The sequence below is a fragment of the Streptococcus infantis genome, from assembly GCF_047464615.1.
Lineage (GTDB): Bacteria > Bacillota > Bacilli > Lactobacillales > Streptococcaceae > Streptococcus > Streptococcus infantis_Y.
Genome location: NZ_JASHBO010000015.1, coordinates 17,634 through 36,783, shown reverse-complemented (window position 1 = coordinate 36,783; position 19,150 = coordinate 17,634). Strand labels below are relative to the sequence as shown.

16 protein-coding genes and 2 pseudogenes are annotated in these 19,150 nt (G+C 38.4%); all 18 read left to right on the top strand.

The window, feature by feature from the left end; all coding sequences use genetic code 11:
* Window positions 1–25: 25 nt before the first annotated feature.
* The 18 genes and pseudogenes from lepA (at window position 26) to QM450_RS08920 (ending at window position 19,144) form a co-directional block, all read left to right on the top strand.
* Window positions 26–1,849: a translation elongation factor 4 gene (gene lepA / locus QM450_RS09005; protein WP_414320370.1), complete on the top strand. Its 1,824-nt coding sequence runs from the start codon at window positions 26–28 to the stop codon at window positions 1,847–1,849.
* Window positions 1,850–2,147: 298 nt separating this feature from the next.
* A pseudogene (locus QM450_RS09000) lies at window positions 2,148–2,345 on the top strand (hypothetical protein); the annotation flags it as partial.
* Window positions 2,346–3,000: 655 nt separating this feature from the next.
* Window positions 3,001–3,450, top strand: a pseudogene (locus tag QM450_RS08995) (hypothetical protein); the annotation flags it as partial.
* 200 nt (window positions 3,451–3,650) lie between these two features.
* Complete coding sequence (locus QM450_RS08990; RefSeq protein WP_000521965.1) at window positions 3,651–4,127, top strand: PTS sugar transporter subunit IIA; 477 nt, start codon at window positions 3,651–3,653, stop codon at window positions 4,125–4,127.
* Between the two features lie 39 nt (window positions 4,128–4,166).
* Complete coding sequence (locus QM450_RS08985) at window positions 4,167–4,472, top strand: PTS sugar transporter subunit IIB (protein WP_000590576.1); 306 nt, start codon at window positions 4,167–4,169, stop codon at window positions 4,470–4,472.
* Between the two features lie 44 nt (window positions 4,473–4,516).
* On the top strand, window positions 4,517–5,992 hold the full coding sequence (locus QM450_RS08980; RefSeq protein WP_248034357.1) for a PTS galactitol transporter subunit IIC: 1,476 nt from the start codon (window positions 4,517–4,519) through the stop codon (window positions 5,990–5,992).
* Window positions 5,993–6,095: 103 nt separating this feature from the next.
* Entirely contained in the window at window positions 6,096–6,989 is an 894-nt protein-coding gene (locus QM450_RS08975; RefSeq protein WP_414320353.1) for an aldose 1-epimerase family protein, read from the top strand.
* 257 nt (window positions 6,990–7,246) lie between these two features.
* On the top strand, window positions 7,247–7,672 hold the full coding sequence (gene lacA, locus QM450_RS08970) for a galactose-6-phosphate isomerase subunit LacA (protein ID WP_000029280.1): 426 nt from the start codon (window positions 7,247–7,249) through the stop codon (window positions 7,670–7,672).
* A gap of 30 nt (window positions 7,673–7,702) precedes the next feature.
* The gene (gene lacB, locus QM450_RS08965) at window positions 7,703–8,218 is read left to right on the top strand and encodes a galactose-6-phosphate isomerase subunit LacB (RefSeq protein WP_001216925.1); all 516 of its coding nucleotides are present in this window, start codon (window positions 7,703–7,705) and stop codon (window positions 8,216–8,218) included.
* Window positions 8,219–8,228: 10 nt separating this feature from the next.
* Window positions 8,229–9,158 (top strand): tagatose-6-phosphate kinase, encoded by a 930-nt coding sequence (locus tag QM450_RS08960; protein WP_414320352.1) that lies wholly within the window; start codon window positions 8,229–8,231, stop codon window positions 9,156–9,158.
* 1 nt (window position 9,159) lies between these two features.
* A complete protein-coding gene (gene lacD, locus QM450_RS08955; protein ID WP_414320351.1) occupies window positions 9,160–10,140 on the top strand; it encodes a tagatose-bisphosphate aldolase in 981 nt (326 codons plus the stop codon).
* 234 nt (window positions 10,141–10,374) lie between these two features.
* Window positions 10,375–11,211, top strand: a complete 837-nt coding sequence (locus QM450_RS08950) for a PRD domain-containing protein (RefSeq protein WP_414320350.1) — start codon at window positions 10,375–10,377, stop codon at window positions 11,209–11,211.
* A gap of 35 nt (window positions 11,212–11,246) precedes the next feature.
* Window positions 11,247–11,564: a PTS lactose/cellobiose transporter subunit IIA gene (locus QM450_RS08945; RefSeq protein WP_414320349.1), complete on the top strand. Its 318-nt coding sequence runs from the start codon at window positions 11,247–11,249 to the stop codon at window positions 11,562–11,564.
* On the top strand, window positions 11,564–13,255 hold the full coding sequence (locus QM450_RS08940) for a lactose-specific PTS transporter subunit EIIC (protein ID WP_414320348.1): 1,692 nt from the start codon (window positions 11,564–11,566) through the stop codon (window positions 13,253–13,255). Before QM450_RS08945 ends, QM450_RS08940 begins: the two co-directional genes overlap by 1 nt.
* Window positions 13,256–13,468: 213 nt before the next feature.
* Window positions 13,469–14,875: a 6-phospho-beta-galactosidase gene (lacG, locus tag QM450_RS08935; RefSeq protein WP_414320347.1), complete on the top strand. Its 1,407-nt coding sequence runs from the start codon at window positions 13,469–13,471 to the stop codon at window positions 14,873–14,875.
* Between the two features lie 42 nt (window positions 14,876–14,917).
* Window positions 14,918–15,172: a DUF3884 family protein gene (locus QM450_RS08930; RefSeq protein ID WP_414320346.1), complete on the top strand. Its 255-nt coding sequence runs from the start codon at window positions 14,918–14,920 to the stop codon at window positions 15,170–15,172.
* Window positions 15,173–15,478: 306 nt separating this feature from the next.
* Complete coding sequence (locus QM450_RS08925; RefSeq protein WP_414320345.1) at window positions 15,479–18,061, top strand: pneumococcal-type histidine triad protein; 2,583 nt, start codon at window positions 15,479–15,481, stop codon at window positions 18,059–18,061.
* A 153-nt stretch (window positions 18,062–18,214) separates the two neighbouring features.
* On the top strand, window positions 18,215–19,144 hold the full coding sequence (locus QM450_RS08920) for a metal ABC transporter solute-binding protein, Zn/Mn family (protein ID WP_311522723.1): 930 nt from the start codon (window positions 18,215–18,217) through the stop codon (window positions 19,142–19,144).
* Window positions 19,145–19,150 lie beyond the last annotated feature (6 nt).

The window sequence follows — 19,150 nt, the reverse complement described above, 5'->3', positions numbered from 1 at the left end:
TAGATACCCTGAAAGGAAGAGAATGATGAACTTAGAAGAATTGAAAAAACGACAGGAGAAGATTCGTAACTTCTCTATTATCGCCCATATTGACCATGGAAAGTCAACACTAGCAGACCGTATTTTGGAAAAGACAGAGACAGTTTCCAGTCGTGAAATGCAGGCCCAACTTCTTGATAGTATGGACCTTGAACGTGAACGTGGAATTACTATCAAGCTTAATGCTATCGAGCTTAATTATACGGCTAAAGATGGTGAGACTTATATCTTCCACTTGATTGACACACCTGGACACGTGGACTTTACCTATGAGGTTTCACGTTCCCTAGCTGCCTGTGAAGGTGCTATTTTGGTCGTTGATGCTGCCCAAGGGATTGAGGCTCAAACCCTTGCCAATGTTTATCTGGCCTTGGATAATGATTTGGAAATCATGCCAGTTATTAACAAGATTGACCTGCCAGCTGCAGATCCAGAGCGCGTGCGTACTGAGATTGAGGATGTCATTGGTTTGGATGCCAGTGAAGCTGTATTAGCTTCAGCCAAGGCGGGTATCGGTATCGAAGAAATTCTCGAACAAATTGTCGAAAAAGTACCAGCCCCAACTGGTGACGTGTCAGCACCATTGAAAGCTTTGATTTTTGACTCAGTTTATGATGCCTATCGTGGTGTTATCCTCCAAGTTCGTGTCATGGATGGAGTAGTCAAACCTGGTGATAAGATTCAGCTCATGAGCAATGGTAAAACCTTCGATGTAACTGAAGTCGGAATTTTCACACCTAAAGCAGTTGGGCGTGATTTCCTTGCGACGGGTGACGTTGGTTATATCGCGGCTTCTATCAAGACTGTTCAGGACACACGTGTCGGTGATACAGTAACCTTGGCGACAAATCCAGCGACCGAACCACTTTCAGGATACAAGCAGATGAATCCGATGGTTTTCGCAGGTCTCTATCCAATCGAGTCAAATAAATACAACGACCTTCGTGAAGCCCTTGAAAAATTGCAACTAAATGATGCTAGCTTGCAGTTTGAACCAGAAACATCCCAGGCTCTTGGATTTGGTTTCCGTTGTGGTTTCCTTGGTCTTCTTCATATGGATGTTATCCAAGAACGTTTGGAACGTGAGTTTAACATTGACCTCATTATGACAGCTCCGTCTGTTATTTATAAGGTTAACTTGACTGACGGTGAATCAATGGATGTATCTAACCCATCAGAATTCCCAGACCCAACCAAAATTGCTACCATTGAAGAACCTTATGTCAAAGCTCAAATCATGGTACCACAGGAGTTTGTCGGGGCAGTAATGGAATTGGCTCAACGCAAACGTGGGGATTTTGTAACTATGGACTATATTGATGATAACCGAGTCAATGTTATCTATCAAATTCCACTTGCTGAAATCGTCTTTGACTTCTTTGATAAGCTCAAATCTTCAACACGTGGTTATGCAAGTTTTGACTACGAGTTGTCAGAGTATCGTCCATCTAAGCTGGTGAAAATGGATATCCTTCTTAATGGTGATAAGGTGGATGCTCTTAGCTTTATTGTTCACAAAGACTTTGCTTATGAACGTGGGAAACTCATTGTTGATAAGCTCAAGAAAATCATCCCTCGTCAACAATTTGAAGTGCCGATTCAAGCAGCTATTGGGCACAAGATTGTGGCTCGTACTGATATCAAGGCTCTTCGTAAGAACGTACTTGCTAAGTGTTACGGTGGTGACGTTTCTCGTAAACGCAAACTTCTTGAAAAACAAAAAGCTGGTAAGAAACGCATGAAAGCCATCGGTTCTGTAGAAGTACCACAAGAAGCCTTCCTCAGCGTATTGAGCATGGATGAAGAATAGTTGAGCTCTCAAGAAAAAATAAGATAATTATAAAATAATGATTTTTTAAGAGGCTGGGTAAAAAGTCAATTTTCTCCGAAAATGAAAAAATATAACGCATAGTATCAAGGTTTTCAACATCTGATATTATGCGTTTTTCTGATTTTAAAGATTTTTTGCCCAGCCTCTTTTCTTAATGTTTGACAAACGCGCCAACCTCAAGTATAGCAGATTGAACTTGGGATAGTACACTACAGATTCTAAAACATTTTTAGAAATTGATTTGACTTTCCTAATCTCTTTGTTCATATCTTATTTCAATAAACTATACAAGTTTGGGAATCGACATTTCTGGGCGGAAGGTTATTATGTGAGTACAATAGAGCTTAATGAAGCCACAATTAAGAAATATATTCAAGATTAAAGAAATTATCCAGTGGATGATTTCTTCACGAGTATAAAACTTTGAGAACGAGTAAAGCATGATATAGCACTAGATAAATTGAGTATAAAATAATATGAGGATCCCTTTAGGGATAGTGGTAAGTAATACTCACGCCTTTTTAAGAGGCAAGTGACGAGTCAAGAGCAATGAGGCTTGAACAAGGTGAAAGCCAGCGTCTTTAGGCGCTGGCTGGTAATTTGGGCTTATAGCGTTCTGGTGCAAACCACCCGTTAGATGGGTGGTTATGTTTTTTTGATTTTTTTCAATTTTTATTATACAATAAAACCAAATAAAAAGAAAGCGGTAACAATATGCTTAAGGCGAAAATTTTTTATATATTTTTATGTTTGATCGTTGTCGAAACTACAGGCTTGTTGTTGTTGAAAAACGGTCTTGAAAGAGGTTATTTAGATACAGGATCTATCATCCTTGCAGTTTTTTCATTTGCTTTCTACAACCTATGTTCATTCGGTTGGGTCTGCTCTACAATAAAAAACAATAAAAAATAAATAGACGTATTTTTAGTCAGAACTTCTCAAAAAACGCATTTTCTTGCACCTGCTCCGTAAATGTGTTATACGGATTTTGCGAAAAAGTGATAGTTTTCTAAGCCATGAGCAATGGAAAAGCACCAGCAGTGCGAATACTGAGGCTTTTTTACGTGGTTGCAAATCACGTCCGGCCTAGTGACACTTAATCATCGCCTTTCTTATCTAGTCAGACATAAGAAACTCAAATAGTAGGTTCAGATGATTATGGCTATGTGAAAATTCCTAAATCATGGGTTCATTTCAAAGAAATTGAAGGTGGAGGTGACATTCAGTACTGTGATGGGACGGATGTCAATATTGTAACTCTCAATACCTTTAAACCTGAGCAGTTTGGTATTAGTGAAAGTGAATATGCAGCGCTTGAAACTGTTCAAATTTCAACTAGCATTTATGAATCTAAACAGAAAAGTCAAGACTTTTCCAAGGTATGGGGGTCAAAATCAACTATCGGAGGCTATGAGGCCTATGTAGTAAACTGTATTGCTAAGAATGGTAAATATCTAATTATCTGGGTATTTAAATCAGATGATGGCAAGTTTAGATATGTTTCTCTCGAAGGTGTTACAGAGGTATTAAAAAATCTCCTTCCAATGGTGGAAGAAAGTTGGACCAATAAAAAGAGTTAACATCGTGAAAACAGGAGTCATTCCTGTTTTTTTTATTATACTTATTAGGAAATTATAAAAAATATGTTTGAAATGATTAAATGTTTAATTCGTAAACAAAAAAAATAAAAATCAAACAAAATGCAACAAAAAAATATTGACAACGGTTTCATATAGTGTTATACTTATACCATAAAAGTTAAATATGAAGGGAGAAGGTCATGGGATTAGATCATTTCTTTGACAAAGACTTAGTCTTTTGCTTAGAAGCAGATAATCAAGAGCAACTTTTCGATCAAGTTGCAACCCTATTGGAAGAAAAGAAAGTTGTTACAGAGACCTATCGATCGGCCTTGATTGAACGTGAAAAATCGTTCCCAACTGGTTTGGATATGGAGTTTTTAGGGAAGGATTTGCCTAACGTAGCTATCCCTCATACTGATACAATTCATAATCTAACTGAGAATGTTGTCGTGGTTCGTCTGGAAAAACCAGTAACGTTCCACAATATGATTGCCCCTGATAAGGAAGTAGAAGTATCATTACTCTTCTTTATCATCAACAATTCAAGTTCAAGTCAAACAAATATTCTTGCACAGTTGATGGACTTCTTTACAGGCAATGGTCACCTTGAAGCGCTATCTAAGATTACGGAACCTGAAGCTTTGTTCCAATACATCTCAGAAGCGACTGCTTAATTTGTTAATAATTTTTATATAAAAACGGAGGAAATCCAAATGATTAAAATTCTTGCTGCTTGTGGTGCAGGTGTTAACTCAAGCCACCAAATTAAAAGTGCTCTTGAAGAAGAACTTTCTAACCGTGGGTACGATGTTCAATGTGATGCTGTTATGGTAAAAGATGTCAATGAAGACTTGATTAAAGGTTATGATATCTTCACACCAATCGCTGCTACTGATTTAGGTTTTGAACCAGGTATCCCAGTTGTTGAAGCAGGACCAATCTTGTTCCGTATTCCAGCTATGAGCGCTCCAGTCTATGATAATATTGAAGCAGCTATCAAAGAACATGGTCTAAGCTAATTATTAATTTGTAAATATTCCATAAAAATAAAGGGAGGAAAATTATGGATATCATTATCGAACTAGCCAATAAGGTGTTCAAGCCTATCTTGGAAATGGGTGGACCGATCATCATGCTGATCATTTTGACACTATTGGCTCTACTTTTTGGAGTGAAATTCTCCAAGGCGCTTGAAGGTGGTATCAAACTTGCCATCGCTCTTACTGGTATCGGTGCTATCATCGGAATGCTTAACGGAGCTTTCTCAGCTTCTCTTGCAAAATTCGTTGAAAACACTGGTATTCAATTGAATATTACCGACGTTGGTTGGGCACCACTTGCTACAATCACTTGGGGTTCAGCTTGGACACTTTACTTCTTGCTTGTGATGTTGATCGTCAACATTGTAATGCTTGCAATGAAGAAAACTGATACACTTGACGTCGATATCTTTGATATCTGGCACTTGTCTATCACAGGTCTTTTGATTAAATGGTACGCTGACAACAATGGAGTTAGCCAAGGAGTTTCACTCTTCATCGCGACTGCAGCAGTTGTTCTTGTTGGGGTTCTTAAAATCATCAACTCTGACTTGATGAAACCAACATTTGATGACCTTCTTAACGCACCAAGTTCATCACCAATGACTTCAACTCACATGAACTACATGATGAACCCAGTTATCATGGTTTTGGATAAGATTTTTGATAAACTCTTCCCAGGTCTTGATAAATACGACTTTGACGCTGCTAAATTGAATAAACGAATCGGTTTCTGGGGATCTAAATTCTTCATCGGTTTCATCCTTGGTATCGTTATCGGTTTGATGGGAACTCCACATCCAGTTCCTGGTGTTGAAGGTGCTGATAAATGGGAACTTGTTATTAAAGGCTGGTTGTCACTTGGTTTGACTGCCGGTGTCTGCTTGGAGCTCTTCTCACTTATCGGTTCATGGTTCATCGCAGCCGTAGAACCACTTTCACAAGGTATTACAAACGTTGCTACTAAACGTCTTCAAGGACGTAAATTCAACATCGGTCTTGACTGGCCATTTATCGCTGGTCGTGCTGAAATCTGGGCTTGTGCCAACGTACTTGCACCAATCATGTTGGTTGAAGCTGTGCTTCTTTCAAATGTCGGAAATGGTATCTTGCCACTAGCTGGTATCATCGCAATGGGTGTAACTCCAGCTCTCTTGGTAGTTACTCGTGGTAAATTGCTCCGTATGATTATCTTCGGAACACTCTTGTTACCACTCTTCCTTCTTTCAGGTACACTTATCGCACCATTCGCAACAGAACTTGCTAAAGGTGTAGGTGCCTTCCCAGAAGGTGTAAGCCAAACTCAATTGATTACTCACTCAACTCTTGAAGGACCAATCGAAAAACTATTTGGTTGGGCAATTGGTAATGCTACAACTGGTGATATCAAAGCTATCCTTGGCGCGTTAGTATTCCTAGTATTCTACGTTGGTATCTTTGCATGGTACAGAAAACAAATGATCAAACGTAATGAAGAATACGCAGCAAACGCAAAATAATTCGCTCCTAAAAATGTAAATTGTAAAAACTAGGTTGTCAGTTTCCAAATCTGGAGTCGACAGCCTAGTTTTTTTAGGCCTTAAATAAATGGAGGTAATTCTAATGATTGAATTAAAAACAGAACAGCTAAGTGTACAGTTTCAAACTTTTGGTGGTGCACTTTCTTCAATAAAAGACAAAGATGGAATTGAGTATTTGTGGCAGGGAGATCCAACTTACTGGAGTGGACAAGCACCTGTTCTATTTCCAATTTGTGGATCTGTTAGAAATGATACTGTCCTATATAATCAAGAAGATGGTAGTCAAGTAACAGGTAAAATTCCACGTCATGGATTGGTTCGAAAAAAAGAATTTGAATTAGTAGAACAAACAGAGAACTCTGTCACCTTTGCGATCGAAGATGACCAAGAAATGTATGAGAACTATCCCTATCATTTTCGTCTAGAAATAACTTATACTGTTACGGGAAAGACTATTCGAACACAGTATCAAGTTAGCAATAAGGAAACAGATAAGAAAATGCCTTACTTTATTGGTGGACATCCAGGCTTTAACTGTCCTTTATTTGATGATGAAGCTTATGAAGACTACTATCTTGAATTTGAAAAGCCAGAAACTTGTACAGTTCCTAAACCATTCCCAGAAACAGGAATGTTAGATTTTCAAGATAGAAGTAGCTGGTTAAAAGACCAAAAAGAATTGAATCTAAACTATGATTTCTTTAGCTATGATGCTGTGACTTTAGATGAGTTAGCCTCTCGCTCTGTTTCCTTACGGTCACGTAAGCATGATAAGGGATTAAAACTAGACTTTAAAGAGTTTCCAAACCTCATCGTTTGGTCAACGCTTAATAAAGGTCCCTTCCTTGCTCTGGAACCTTGGTCAGGTTTGTCAACATCACTTGAAGAGGGCGATCATCTAGAGGATAAGAAAAATGTTCGAATCTTAAATCCAGGTCAAAGTGATCAAATTGGTTTTGATATAGAAATTTTCTAAAAAATAAACAAAAACAAACATAAACTGTTGACTTTTTTAAACAATAGTAGTATATTATGTTTAGAAAGAACAATTTGTGTTTGTTTTAACAAGTTATTCTTCCAATTTCTCCACGGAGAAGTTACAAAGAGTGATTAGATAAATCATTCTTAAACTAAAATAGTCAACAAAAACTACCAGTAACTACTTGGTAATGGTCATTTTCTTTCCAGAACCCAAAAATTTTTACTGGTCTATATAAAAAAGGAGTATACAATATGTCTATTGTTATTGGTGCAGATGCTGCAGGTTTGAGATTGAAAGAAGTCGTTAAAGATTTCTTGGAAAAAGAAAACTTCCACGTGGTGGATGTTACAGCTGAAGGTCAAGACTTCGTTGATGTAACTCTTGCAGTTGCTGAAGAAGTTAAAAAAGAAGAACAAAACCTTGGTATTGTCATTGATGCTTATGGTGCAGGTCCATTTATGGTTGCTACTAAAATCAAGGGAATGGTTGCTGCAGAAGTATCTGACGAACGTTCAGCCTATATGACTCGTGGTCACAACAACTCACGTATGATTACTATGGGTGCTCAACTCGTTGGTGACGAATTGGCTAAAAACATTGCTAAAGGCTTTGTAAATGGTAAGTATGACGGCGGTCGTCACCAAATTCGTGTCGACATGTTGAACAAAATGTGCTAATTTTTATAACGAAAGAAAGGTAAGATAAAAATGAGAATTGCAATTGGATGTGACCACATCGTAACTAATGAAAAAATGGCGGTTTCAGAATTTTTGAAATCAAAAGGACATGAAGTCATCGACTTTGGTACTTATGACCACGCTCGTACTCACTACCCAATCTTTGGTAAAAAAGTTGGTGAAGCAGTAGTTAGTGGCCAAGCTGATCTTGGTGTATGTATCTGTGGTACTGGTGTAGGTATCAATAATGCTGTTAACAAAGTTCCAGGTGTTCGTTCTGCTTTGGTTCGTGATATGACAACAGCCCTTTATGCAAAAGAACAATTGAATGCCAACGTTATCGGATTTGGTGGTAAAATCACTGGTGAATTGCTTATGTGTGATATCATTGAAGCTTTCATCAATGCTGAATACAAACCATCTGAAGAAAACAAAAAATTGATCGCTAAAATTCAACACGTTGAAACTCATAACGATCATCAAACGGATGCCAACTTCTTTACAGAGTTCCTTGAAAAATGGGATCGTGGTGAATACCACGACTAAGAGGTGACTTATGATTTTAACAGTCACAATGAATCCATCCATTGATATTTCCTATCCTTTGGATGAATTAAAAATTGACACTGTCAACCGTGTTGTAGATGTTACGAAAACGTCTGGTGGTAAAGGTCTTAACGTTACTCGTGTCCTATCAGAATTTGGAGACTCTGTAGTCGCAACAGGACTTGTCGGTGGTAAACTTGGTGATTTTTTAGTAGAAAATATTGATGATAAAGTAAGCAAACGTTTCTTCTCTATTCAAGGTGAAACCCGTAACTGTATCGCAATTCTACATGGAGAAAACCAAACAGAAATCCTAGAAAAAGGTCCTGAAGTTCAAGAAAAAGAAGGTCAAGATTTCTTGGCTCATTTCAAAGAACTTTTAGAGACTGTAGAGGTAGTGGCCATTTCAGGTAGTCTACCAGCAGGACTTCCAGTGGATTATTATGCTAGTCTGGTTGAACTTGCTAACCATGCTGGGAAACCTGTTGTATTGGACTGTTCAGGCGCTGCACTTCAGGCAGTTCTTGAATCACCACATAAACCAACAGTCATCAAACCAAATAATGAAGAATTGTCTCAACTTTTAGGAAGAGAAATTTCTAAAGATTTGGATGAGCTAAAAGCTGTTCTTCAAGAACCACTATTTGATGGAATCGAGTGGATTATCGTTTCATTAGGTGCTAATGGTGCATTTGCTAAGCACGGTGATACTTTCTATAAAGTAGATATTCCAAAAATCCAAGTTGTAAACCCAGTTGGATCTGGTGATTCTACAGTAGCAGGTATTGCTTCAGGATTGTTCCATAAAGAATCTGATCAAGAATTACTGACTAAGGCTAATGTCCTTGGTATGCTCAATGCTCAAGAAAAAATGACTGGTCATGTCAACATGGCCAACTATCAAGCTCTATATAATCAATTAATAGTAAAAGAGGTATAAAATGGCTTTAACAGAACAAAAACGTGCACGCTTAGAAAAACTTTCAGATGAAAATGGTATCATCTCAGCTCTTGCTTTTGACCAACGTGGTGCTTTGAAACGCCTCATGGCTCAATACCAAACAGAAGAACCAACTGTGGCTCAAATGGAAGAACTTAAAGTCTTGGTTGCAGATGAATTGACTAAATACGCTTCATCTATGCTTCTTGACCCTGAGTATGGACTTCCAGCTACTAAAGCTCTTGATGAAAAAGCTGGTCTTCTCCTTGCTTATGAAAAAACAGGTTATGACACAACAAGCACAAAACGCTTGCCAGACTGCTTGGATGTTTGGTCTGCAAAACGTATCAAAGAACAAGGTGCAGATGCAGTTAAGTTCTTACTTTACTATGACGTAGATAGCTCTGATGAACTCAACCAACAAAAACAAGCCTACATCGAACGTATCGGTTCTGAGTGTGTGGCTGAAGATATTCCATTCTTCCTTGAAATCTTGGCTTACGATGAAAAGATTGCAGATGCAGGTTCTGCAGAATACGCTAAAGTAAAACCACACAAGGTTATCGGCGCTATGAAAGTCTTCTCAGATCCACGTTTCAACATCGATGTCTTGAAAGTGGAAGTTCCAGTTAACGTGAAATACGTTGAAGGTTTTGGCGATGGCGAAATCGTTCATACACGCGAAGAAGCAGCTGCTTTCTTCAAAGCGCAAGACGAAGCAACTAACCTTCCATACATCTACTTGAGTGCAGGTGTATCTGCTAAACTCTTCCAAGAAACACTTGTCTTTGCCCATGAATCAGGCGCAAACTTCAATGGTGTTCTTTGTGGACGTGCAACATGGGCTGGATCTGTTGAAGCTTACATCAAAGATGGAGAAGCAGCAGCTCGCGAATGGCTTCGTACAACTGGTTTTGAAAACATTGATGAACTCAATAAAGTACTTCAAACAACAGCTACTTCATGGACTGAACGTGTCTAAATTTTCCCCCTTTTATGTCTTAAAACCTAGCTAAAAAACTTTTAAAAAAAGTTGTATGTAAAGGTTTACAAAATAAAAATCTTGTGCTATACTTAAGTCACAAGTTAATACAAAGTGAGTGTTACTAAGTAATATTAGGCATGATCACAGATGACTCAGATGTATATTTTTTGAGTTCATTTGTGGTCATTTTTTATGCTTACAAAACTTAAATAATAGGGCAAGGAGGTTGCCATGTATCGGATATTAAATCCAATGAATAACAATGTTTCTCTCGTGCGGAATAGCAAGGGAGAGGAGTTGATCGTAATTGGTAAGGGGATTTCGTTCGGTAAGAAGAAGGGAGATTTGATTTCTGAGGATCAGGTTGAAAAAGTTTTTCGGATGAAAACAGAAGAGTCGCGCGAAAACTTTATGGCTCTTCTCAAGGATGTACCGCTTGATTTTATTACGGTCACTTATGAGATTATTGATAATCTTTCTAAAAAATATCAATATCCTGTCCAAGAGTATCTATACGTCACTCTGACAGACCATATCTATTGTTCTTATCAGGCTATTAGCCAAGGACGCTATAAGGATAGTAACTTGCCTGACATTTCTGCCAAATATCCTATCGCTTTTCAAATTGCACAAGAAGCTTTTGAAATTTATCGTCAAAAACTGACAGAAAATTTTCCTGAAGACGAAATCATTCGCATCGCTTATCACTTCATCAACGCGGAAGGTGAGAATGCAGTCGAAGTTGTTGAGTCAATTGATAAGAGAAAGGAAATTTTAAAGAGGGTCGAAAGCGTTTTGAAGAGTTATAAAATCCAGCGAACACCTGAAAATAATAATTTCTACGACCGCTTTATGATTCATCTAAATTATTTTTTGGATTATCTGGATCGTAGTCGCGATGATAATCAATCCTTGCTCGATATGGAAGAACATATAAAGAATACCTATCCAGAAGCATTCGAGATTGGTAGTAAAATTTATGAGGTCATTGCTCAGGAAACTGGTCTTGACCTCTACAAGAGTGAACGAGTTTATCTTGTTCTACACATCCAACGTTTATTGTCATAACGATTTACTAAAAAATATATAAGGAGAAATCTATCATGAATAGAGAAGAAGTAACATTGTTAGGTTTTGAGATTGTTGCCTATGCTGGCGATGCTCGTTCAAAACTATTGGAAGCCTTGAAGGCTGCTGAAGTTGGTGATTTTGCAAAAGCGGATAGCCTAGTCGAGGAAGCTGGTAGCTGTATTGCTGAAGCCCACCACGCACAAACTAGCTTGTTAACCAAGGAAGCTGCTGGCGAAGATTTGGCTTATAGCGTGACCATGATGCATGGACAAGACCACCTGATGACAACTATTTTGCTAAAAGATTTGATGCATCATTTAATTGAACTTTATAAAAGAGGAGCTAAATAATGAATAAGTTAATTGCCTATATCGAAAAAGGGAAGCCTTTCTTTGAAAAACTATCTCGAAATATCTATCTTCGTGCTATTCGTGATGGATTTATCGCTGGAATGCCAGTCATTCTCTTCTCAAGTATTTTTATCTTGATTGCTTTTGTTCCAAACTCTTGGGGCTTTAAATGGTCTGATGAAGTAGTAGCACTTTTGATGAAACCTTACAGCTACTCTATGGGGATTCTAGCAGTCTTGGTAGCTGGTACCACTGCTAAATCTTTAACAGACTCCGTCAATCGTAGTATGGAGAAAACCAACCAAATCAACTATATGTCAACGCTATTGGCGGCTATTGTTGGTTTGCTGATGTTAGCAGCTGACCCAATCGAGGGTGGCTTTGCAACTGGTTTCCTTGGAACAAAAGGTTTGCTTTCAGCCTTCCTGGCAGCTTTTGTAACTGTAGCTATCTATAAGGTTTGTGTGAAGAACAACGTTACTATTCGCATGCCTGACGAAGTTCCACCGAATATCTCACAAGTCTTTAAAGACGTTATTCCATTAACTCTCTCAGTTGTTTCACTTTATGCTCTTGACTTGCTCGCTCGTCAATATGCTGGAGCTAGTGTAGCAGAAGCTATCGGTAAGTTCTTTGCACCTCTTTTCTCAGCAGCAGACGGTTATCTTGGTATTACTATTATCTTTGGTGCTTTTGCCTTCTTCTGGTTTGTCGGTATTCACGGCCCATCTATCGTTGAACCTGCGATTGCAGCGATCACTTATGCAAATGCCGAAGTCAACTTGAACCTTCTTCAACAAGGTATGCACGCTGATAAGATCCTTACATCTGGTACACAAATGTTTATCGTCACTATGGGTGGTACAGGAGCAACTCTTGTAGTTCCATTCATGTTTATGTGGTTGTGTAAGTCTAAGCGTAACCGTGCCATCGGACGTGCTTCAGTAGTTCCAACCTTCTTCGGTGTAAATGAACCAATCTTGTTTGGTGCACCACTTGTTTTGAATCCAATCTTCTTTATTCCATTTATCTTCGCACCTATTGCAAACGTATGGATCTTTAAGTTCTTTATCGAAACTCTCGGCATGAACTCATTTACTGCCAACCTTCCATGGACTACACCTGGGCCTCTAGGTATTGTTCTTGGTACAAACTTCCAGTTCTTGTCATTTGCTCTTGCAGCATTGTTAATTGTAGTGGATATTGCAATCTACTATCCATTCCTTAAAGTTTATGACGAACAAATTCTTGAAGAAGAACGTTCTGGTAAAGCCAACGATGAATTAAAAGAAAAAGTAGCCGCAAACTTCAATACTGCTAAAGCGGATGCTATCCTTGAAAAAGCTGGAGTAGAATCAGCACAAAATACAATCACTGAAGAAACAAACGTGCTCGTTCTTTGTGCGGGTGGAGGAACAAGTGGTCTTCTTGCAAATGCCTTGAATAAAGCGGCAGCAGAATACAAGGTGCCAGTTAAAGCTGCAGCGGGTGGCTATGGAGCTCACCGTGAAATGTTGCCAGAATTTGACCTTGTTATCCTTGCTCCTCAAGTAGCTTCAAACTATGAGGACATGAAGGCTGAAACAGATAAACTTGGAATCAAATTGGCTAAGACTGAAGGAGCTCAATACATCAAGTTGACTCGTGATGGTAAAGGTGCCCTTGCATTTGTTCAAGCGCAATTCGATTGATGATAGGGACTGTAAAACAGTCTCCTATCATCACGGAAATCGCTATGGCGAATTTCCTAATCGCCTTGTTAATTCGTCGGTAAAAAGATATCGTTTTTACCTCCTCATGTCACTATTTGGTGACTTGCTACAAGAAGTGAGACGGAGATGGATAGCTCACTAGCTCCTCTCCGCTCGCTTTTCATTTTATCCAATCAAGAAATAGGTGAAAAAATGACAAAAACACTTCCTAAAGATTTTATTTTTGGTGGCGCAACAGCGGCTTATCAGGCAGAAGGAGCTACTCATACAGATGGTAAAGGTCCTGTTGCATGGGACAAATACTTAGCAGACAACTATTGGTATACTGCTGAACCAGCAAGTGATTTCTACCATAAATATCCAGTAGACTTACAGTTGGCTGAAGAATATGGCGTAAACGGAATTCGTATTTCTATTGCTTGGTCACGTATTTTCCCAACTGGCTATGGTGAAGTAAATCCAAAAGGGGTAGAATTCTATCATAAGTTATTTGCAGAATGTCATAAACGTCATGTAGAACCGTTCGTTACTCTTCATCACTTTGATACACCTGAAGCTCTTCACTCAAATGGAGACTTCTTGAATCGTGAAAACATCGAACACTTTGTAAATTATGCTGCCTTCTGTTTCGAAGAATTTCCAGAAGTCAACTACTGGACTACTTTCAATGAAATCGGCCCTATCGGTGATGGCCAATATTTGGTAGGTAAATTTCCACCAGGTATTCAATACGACCTTGCGAAAGTATTCCAATCTCACCACAATATGATGGTGTCTCATGCTCGTGCTGTGAAATTGTACAAAGACAAAGGTTATAAAGGTGAAATCGGTGTTGTTCACGCCCTTCCAACTAAGTATCCATTAGATCCTAAAAACTCTGCAGACGTTCGTGCTGCTGAGTTAGAAGATATCATCCACAACAAATTTATCTTGGATGCTACTTACCTTGGACACTATTCAGATGCAACCATGGAAGGTGTAAACTACATCTTATCCGTCAATGGTGGTAGCTTGGATCTTCGTGACGAAGACTTTGCAGCGCTTGAAGCAGCTAAAGATTTGAACGACTTCCTTGGAATTAACTACTACATGAGTGACTGGATGGAAGCCTTTGATGGTGAAACTGAAATCATCCATAATGGTAAAGGGGAGAAAGGAAGCTCTAAGTACCAAATTAAAGGTGTTGGTCGTCGTGTAGCTCCTGACTATGTACCTCGCACTGACTGGGACTGGATTATCTATCCACAAGGATTATATGACCAAATCATGCGCGTGAAAAAGGATTATCCAAACTACAAGAAAATCTACATCACTGAAAACGGACTTGGATACAAAGATGAATTTGTCGATAACACTGTTTACGATGATGGACGTATTGATTATGTGAAACAACACTTGGAAGTTATTTCAGATGCCATTACTGATGGAGCAGTAGTCAAAGGATACTTCATCTGGTCACTCATGGACGTCTTCTCTTGGTCAAATGGTTATGAAAAACGCTATGGCCTCTTCTATGTGGACTTTGAAACGCAAGAACGCTATCCAAAGAAATCAGCTCACTGGTATAAAAAACTAGCTGAAACCCAAGTGATTGAATAGTACAACTAGTTATTAGGTATAGAATTTAAGCGAGGAAAGTTTATGCTCAAAGATTTGATCAAATCAATCTATGAAAAAGTTTATATTATTAACTTTAAACATTGCTCTCATGTACCATCCTTGACCAAGGAGCAACTTGCAAGTCTTGGAAAATGGTATGTCTCGACGGGTAAGGAGTGGATTTGTCATTCAGACTATGAATTTGAAGAATTTCAAAAGCTATTTTTAAATTTTGTCAACGCAGAAGATAAGGATAACATTTCCTTTGTTTCGGATTTTATGCCATTTCAACACTAAAATATTATAAAGAGGAATCTATCTTATACTAGGGGATATTCCTCTTTTTTATCTAGATTTTACCTGAAAGACAAAAAAATTCTTGACAGATTTATGTTATAGGAGTAAACTATTAACTAGTTAAATAACTGGTTAAGCACATAAAGAGGTAACTCACTCGCTCAAATCTTGTTTGAAATATAGAAAATAGGAGGAGTTTTAAAAGTGAGTTATTTTTCTAAATCGATATTTAACCGGTTAAGGATGTTCTTGAGGAAAAGTATAGTTCTTCTTTAACGAATAAATGAAAATAGAAAGTGTGTTTAGATGAAAATCAATAAAAAATATGTTCTTGGTTCGGTAGCTCTTTTAGCATTAAGCCTTTCCAGTTATGAATTGGGGCGTTACCAAGCGTTACAGACTAGCAAAGAGTCTAATCGTGTGTCTTATATAGAAGGGAATCAGGCTAGTGCTAAGACTGAAAATCTGACGCCAGATGAGGTTAGTCAGCGAGAAGGTATTAATGCAGAACAGATTGTCGTTAAGATTACCGATCAAGGCTACGTAACTTCACATGGAGACCATTATCATTACTATAATGGCAAGGTTCCTTATGATGCTATCATTAGTGAAGAACTTCTGATGAAAGATCCGAATTATCAGTTGAAGGATTCAGACATTGTCAACGAAGTCAAGGGTGGTTATGTCATTAAGGTTGAGGGTCGCTATTATGTATACCTCAAAGATGCATCCCATGCAGAAAATATTCGTAGTAAGGATGAGATCAATCGTCAGAAGCAAGAACACGGACATGGTAGTGGAACAAAAGTTAGCAATGAAGTTACCCTAGCAAGGGCTCAGGGACGTTATACAACGGATGACGGTTATGTTTTTAATGCGAGTGATATTATCGAGGACACTGGTGATGCTTACATCGTTCCCCATGGCAATCATTTCCACTATATTCCAAAGAGTGACTTGTCTGCCAGTGAATTAGCTGCGGCCCAAGCATTCCTATCTAGTAAAGGTGGCCAAACAAGCTCAGTTGGGTATCGTCCGTCAACAAATTCTTCTAGCAGCTTATCAGAGGCATCGAATAGTAGTTCATATGGACAAACAAATCATAGTAATGTTGAGACAAATATTAGAAGATGGGCTCCAACTGTTAGCCCACAAGTGGATAATAGTTATAAAGCAAGTCCAAGTGAAGACGTATCTAGTCTTTTGAAACAACTTTATGCCTTGCCACTCAGCCAACGACATGTGGAATCAGATGGGCTTGTCTTTGATCCAGCGCAAATTACAAGAAAAACTGCGAATGGGGTAGCGGTACCTCATGGGGATCACTATCATTTTATCCCTTATTCTCAAATGTCTGATTTAGAGCAGAAGATTGCGAGAATGATTTCTGAAAATTATCAGGGAAATCATACAACTGCAGGTGGTAAAGAATTAAAACCAATTCCGACTCCAAGTCTTCCAAATCCAATCCCTGTTCCAGAGCCTACCCCAATACCAAGTCCACAACCTGTACCAAATCCTCAACCAGCTCCAAGCAATCCAATTGATGGAAAATTGGTAAAACAGGCGATTCGAAAGGTGGTTGATGGTTATATCTTCGAAGAGAATGGAATTTCGCGTTATATTTCTGCCAAGGAACTTTCAGCAGAAACTGTTGCAGTCATTGATAATAAACTTGCCAAACAAGAAAGTTTGTCTCATGAGTTAGGAGCTAAGAAAACCAATCTTGCATCTGGTTATCAAAAATTTTATAACAAAGTTTATGATTTACTAGCAACAGTTCATCAAGATTTGATTTCCAATAAAGGGCGCCAAGCTGATTTTGACGCTTTGGATAGACTATTGGAACGTCTCAACGATGAGTCAAGTGATAAAGTCAAGTTAGTTGATGATATCCTTGCTTTTCTAGCGCCTATTCGTCATCCAGAACGTTTAGGAAAACCAAATGCACAAATAACTTACACAGATAATGAGATTCAAGTAGCCAAGTTGGCAGGCAAGTATACAACAGAAGATGGCTATATCTTTGATCCCCGTGATATCACCAGTGATGAGGGAGATGCCTATGTAACTCCGCATATGAGCCACAGTCATTGGATTAAGAAAGATAGTTTGTCTGAAGCTGAAAGAGCAGCAGGTCAAGCTTATGCTAAAGAGAAAGGTTTGACACCTCCTTCAACAAATCATCAAAGTTCAGGAAATACTGAAGCTAAGGGAGCAGAAGCGATTTACAATCGAGTAAAAGCAGCTAAGAAGGTTCCACTTGATCATATTCCTTACAATCTACAACATACTGTTGAAGTTAAAAATGGTAGCTTAATTATACCTCATTACGACCATTACCATAACATCAAATTTGAGTGGTTTGACGAAGGACTTTATGAGGCACCTAAGGGGTATACTTTAGAAGAGCTATTTGAAACTGTGAAGTATTATGTCGAACATCCAAACGAACGTCCGCATTCAGATAGTGGTTGGGGCAATGCGAGCGACCATGTTCACAGAAACCAGAATAGTCAAACTGCTAACAATCAAACAGAGAAACCAACAGAGGAGAAACCTCAGACAGAAAAAATTGAGGAGGAAAAACCTCGCGAAGAAAAACCGAAAAATGAGAAAGCAGAATCTCCAAAACCAAAAGAACCAGAGGAATCAGAAGAAGAATCACCATCGGAACCAGAGGAACCTCAGGTTGAGACTGAAAAGGTAGAAGAAAAACTGAGAGAGGCGGAAGAGTTACTTAAAAAGATTCAGGATCCAATTCTCAAGTCCAATGCCAACGAAACTCTCATAGGATTAAAAAATAACCTGTCATTTGGTTCTCAGGACAACAATACTATTATGGCAGAATCTGAAAAGCTATTAGTTTTGCTAAAGGAGAGTAAGTAATTATACAACTATTATAGAAGATAAAAAGGGAGCAGAATATGGATTCTGTTCTCTTTTTCATGAAATTGTGAAAAAATTCTTGACATATTTTCTAAATAAAGTTAAACTATTTACTAGTTAATTAAATGGTTAAATACTAGTTAAGGAGTTGTTATGAAAAAAAGAAGTATCCTATGGCTTATGCTTGCCTTCGTTGTTCTTGTCTTAGGAGCTTGTGGACAAAAGACAGGTCAAGACAAGAGTGCTGAAACTAAGGGAATGAAGATTGTGACCAGTTTTTATCCTGTCTATTCCATGGTCAAAGAAATTTCTGGTGATTTGAATGACGTTCGGATGATTCAGTCTAGTTCTGGTATCCATTCCTTTGAACCTTCTGCAAATGATATTGCGGCCATCTATGATGCCGATGTTTTTGTTTATCATTCTCACACATTAGAGTCATGGGCGGGAAGTTTGGATCCAAGCCTACAAAAGTCCAAGGTAAAGGTGTTGGAAGCATCTGAAGGTATGACCTTGGAGCGCGTGCCTGGGTTAGAAGATATGCAGGCTGGAGATGGGATTGATGAGAAGACCTTGTACGATCCTCACACATGGTTAGATCCTGAAAAGGTTGCAGAAGAAGCACAGATAATTGCTGATAAGTTATCCGAACTAGACAGTGCTAACAAGGATACCTATCAGAAAAACGCACAAAGTTTTAGTGCTAAAGCTCATGATTTGACAAAGAAATACCAACCTATCTTTGAAAAAGCTAATCAAAAGACTTTTGTAACCCAACACACAGCCTTTTCATATTTAGCAAAACGATTTGGACTTAATCAACTTGGTATTGCAGGTATCTCTCCTGAACAAGAACCAAGTCCAAGACAACTAACAGAAATTCAGGAATTTGTTAAAACCTATAAGGTTAAAACGATTTTTACAGAGAGCAATGCTTCATCTAAGGTAGCGGACACTCTTGTCAAATCAACAGGTGTGAGTCTTAAAACCCTCAATCCTTTAGAGGCAGACCCACAAAATGACAAGTCCTACTTGGAAAATTTAGAAGAAAATATGGCTATCTTAGCTGAAGAATTGAAATGAGGAGAT